The 2,754-nt window shown below is 58.8% G+C and carries 4 protein-coding genes; all 4 read right to left on the bottom strand.

The window, feature by feature from the left end:
• Nucleotides 1-117: 117 nt before the first annotated feature.
• The 4 genes from AiwAL_RS19975 to AiwAL_RS19960 are packed head-to-tail and all read right to left on the bottom strand — an operon-like array spanning nt 118 to nt 2,614.
• Nucleotides 118-1,032: a TrbG/VirB9 family P-type conjugative transfer protein gene (locus AiwAL_RS19975; protein WP_262313465.1), complete on the bottom strand. Its 915-nt coding sequence runs from the start codon at nt 1,030-1,032 to the stop codon at nt 118-120.
• Nucleotides 1,029-1,721: a type IV secretion system protein VirB8 gene (locus tag AiwAL_RS19970; protein WP_262313464.1), complete on the bottom strand. Its 693-nt coding sequence runs from the start codon at nt 1,719-1,721 to the stop codon at nt 1,029-1,031. Before AiwAL_RS19970 ends, AiwAL_RS19975 begins: the two co-directional genes overlap by 4 nt.
• A 6-nt stretch (nt 1,722-1,727) precedes the next feature.
• Nucleotides 1,728-2,021 (bottom strand): type IV secretion system lipoprotein VirB7, encoded by a 294-nt coding sequence (locus AiwAL_RS19965; RefSeq protein WP_262313463.1) that lies wholly within the window; start codon nt 2,019-2,021, stop codon nt 1,728-1,730.
• Entirely contained in the window at nt 2,018-2,614 is a 597-nt protein-coding gene (locus AiwAL_RS19960) for a type IV secretion system protein (protein ID WP_262313462.1), read from the bottom strand. The genes AiwAL_RS19965 and AiwAL_RS19960 overlap by 4 nt, the downstream gene beginning before the upstream one ends.
• Nucleotides 2,615-2,754: the final 140 nt, after the last annotated feature.

Genomic DNA, 2,754 nt, shown 5'->3' with positions numbered 1-2,754 from the left:
ATCGTCGCGCGACTCGGTGGCTGGAATTGTTACTATAAACCACCGGGGCCAAAAACCATGCGAGCCGGATGGGCACAGTTCGCCTCAATGGCCGCAGGCTTCGTCCTCGCTACCCAGTCAAATGTGTGAATCCCGTAGCGGCACAACGACCCGCGACACATCCGGGCTGGTCGTCCCGGTCTCGGGGTTACCACCGACAGATTGATAGCCGAGATTATAGATATTCAGCACCGTGCCACCATCGCGCAGACGCCATTCCCGGGCGGTCTGGTCGAGCTGCACGATATCGCCATTCACCGCGTAACTGGCCGTGGCCTCCTGCCCATCCGGTTCGATGACAAAGATCGATGGGATGCGGGCATTCCCGGCGAATTGCAGCACCGTGGAGTAGCCATTATCCCACACCGCGAGCGGCGCCAGCGAGTGATCCCCTTGCCCGACATATTTGTAATTGCGTGGCCCGGCGTAAGGATTGCTTTGCTCGTTCTGGAATGCCGCCTGTGCAGCGGTTTGCGTGGCCCGTTGCAAGGCCAGCCGGTTGAGCGCCGCTACCTTCCTGGCCTCCGCGGCCGCGCGCGCCGCCGCCGCTTTGGCTGCATCCGCCGGATAGGTGAATTGCACCGAGTAGAACACGCCCTTGGCGCCATCCGCCGTGGTCGGGGCAGTCACCGTCTCGATCTCGAAAACATAGCGCCGCAGCGAGCCGTCCCGGCGCTGCGTGAGCACGATGATCGGCTGCAATTTCAGTGCGGCGCTGGGCTTGAGGAAGAGGTAATTCCCCTTCGGCACCGCCGCCAGATGCAGACTGTCGGTCTCGGCTACCGACGTCACCGTCTCGTCGGGCGCGAAGCTCACCACCATCGTCGCCCCCACGATGGTCGATAGATGCACCACCTGCCCGGGGTTATAGGCAACGTAACGCATGCGACTGTCATAATGCCCGGCATCCGGCGTCTGATCGGCATAAGCGCCGCGCATCGTCACCATGCCCGCCAAACCACTCAACAACACCAGCGCAAAAGCCCGCCTCATGGCGCGGTATCCTCTTCATCCTGGTAGCTGGTGATGATGATGCCGCCGGGGTCATCCAGCCGTTCGGCATCGGGCATCGTATCGACCAGCTCAAATTGCTCCGTTGCGGTCCAAGTCGTGGTAACAGCGGTATTCATGCCCGCCTCGAAGATCCGCTGGTAGCGCACCTGCGCCACGCCAGGGCCGATCAGCGCCACAGAGATCGGCTCCACCGTGACCACACCATTCTTGCCGATCGTCACCTGCGGGGATTGCGGGTTCGGATAGTTGAACCACGTTTGATAGGCGGCTTTCGCCGCAGCATCTGACATGCCGGAGACGATGTCATACCGATAGCGGGCGGTGTCATAGGAATAACCCTCCCGCATCTGCACATATTGCCAAAGTGCCGCGCGAATCACCGCCTGATGCGTAGATGGCGGCAAGGTTGAAAGCGAGACGGAATCATCGATCGTGCCATCGGGGCGGATCAGAAAATACACCGGCATCAATTTGGTTAGCGGCAGCATCGAGGCCACCGCCCATGCCAGCCCCAGATTGGCGAGCATGGAGACGCCGAACGCCACCAGCGCGCCCTTAGAGAGCCGCCGTGCGGAGCGCGCCCGCGATTCCTGAAAGGACAAAACCTCCTTGTAATGCTTATCCAACATGGCAGGCGCGAGAGGGAATGCGCCGGAGTTCTGATCCATCACGCCCTACCGGTCCGCGACCTTGGGCGGCGATGCCAAATCCTGCGGCGTCGGCTGCCAATGCCCCGCATTCAGCGCGAAGAGCGGACCGGACGCCATGGCAAGAGGATCGGGATTGGAGCACCCCGCGAGAAGCCCGAAGGTGATGAGAATGAGGCAAAGCTTCAGGAATTTACCTGCGAAGCCCAAAATGCCTGGAAGCAGTTTGGATGACACGAACCGCCGGTAGAGAATCCACGCCCAAAAAGCGCAACTCGCACCCTCGGCGAAATATGGAACAAGCCGAGCATTGCTGATCATCGGACCAATCCTGTATTTGATCTGCCTCGTGAAGATTGAACGATACGTCCCGCTTGCGTTGCCGACGCGGCCATGGCGAGCGGGCTGACGGAAATACCGCCGCCGATATAGGCGGCGATTCCAGGCAAGAAGCGGGTGATCAGACTGCCGATTGCCAGAAAGATGACGAGCTGCGTGCAAATCAAAATTGCTTCAGGCTTCGACGCCGTGGTGACATTTCCCAACGTGCTATTCACATAAGTGACGAAGCCATTGATGATAATCGCCAGCACAATATCAACGAGCAGCGTCAAGATCATTAGACCGATGAGCTTACCGACAAATCGGTCAGCCACACCGCGTGTTGCACCGAATAAATATCCCGAAAGAACAAACGGACCCAAGCAAACAACGATATCCGTTAAAATCCTCGTTGATTCATAGATCAAAAACACCAGACCAATCGGAAACACCATCAGGCTCTGCAAGAGCGCCAGCTGAACCGAATAAAGTACATTCAGGAAATTCATATGGTTTTCGGCAATCGCAAAAACCTCGGATGCCGAATTCCAAAGCGCGTCGAACTGGTGCGCTGCCGGTGCTGCTCCGGTCACACCCCTCAAGACTCCCCTCATTTTCACACTGCCCCGAAAGTCTCGGCGAAGACGGGCAGGTCGGCGAGCATATCGGCGAATTTCTGGACCAGTGGCAGCAGGCGAGGCTCCGGCATGGTGGGGATGAGTTCGTATAGCAT

Origin of the sequence: Acidiphilium sp. AL, from assembly GCF_025499445.1 — a bacterium.
In the GTDB taxonomy this organism is placed as follows: Bacteria; Pseudomonadota; Alphaproteobacteria; order Acetobacterales; family Acetobacteraceae; genus Acidiphilium; species Acidiphilium iwatense.
Note: the sequence above shows the minus strand (reverse complement) of the source record. Positions and strands in the feature narration are given on the sequence as shown.

What these genes read in the sequence shown, in the direction of transcription:
- AiwAL_RS19975 (WP_262313465.1), bottom strand. Translation starts at nt 1,032, where the DNA reads ATGAGGCGGGCTTTTGCGCTGGTGTTGTTGAGTGGTTTGGCGGGCATG.
- AiwAL_RS19970 (WP_262313464.1), bottom strand. Translation starts at nt 1,721, where the DNA reads ATGGATCAGAACTCCGGCGCATTCCCTCTCGCGCCTGCCATGTTGGAT.
- AiwAL_RS19965 (WP_262313463.1), bottom strand. Translation starts at nt 2,021, where the DNA reads ATGATCAGCAATGCTCGGCTTGTTCCATATTTCGCCGAGGGTGCGAGT.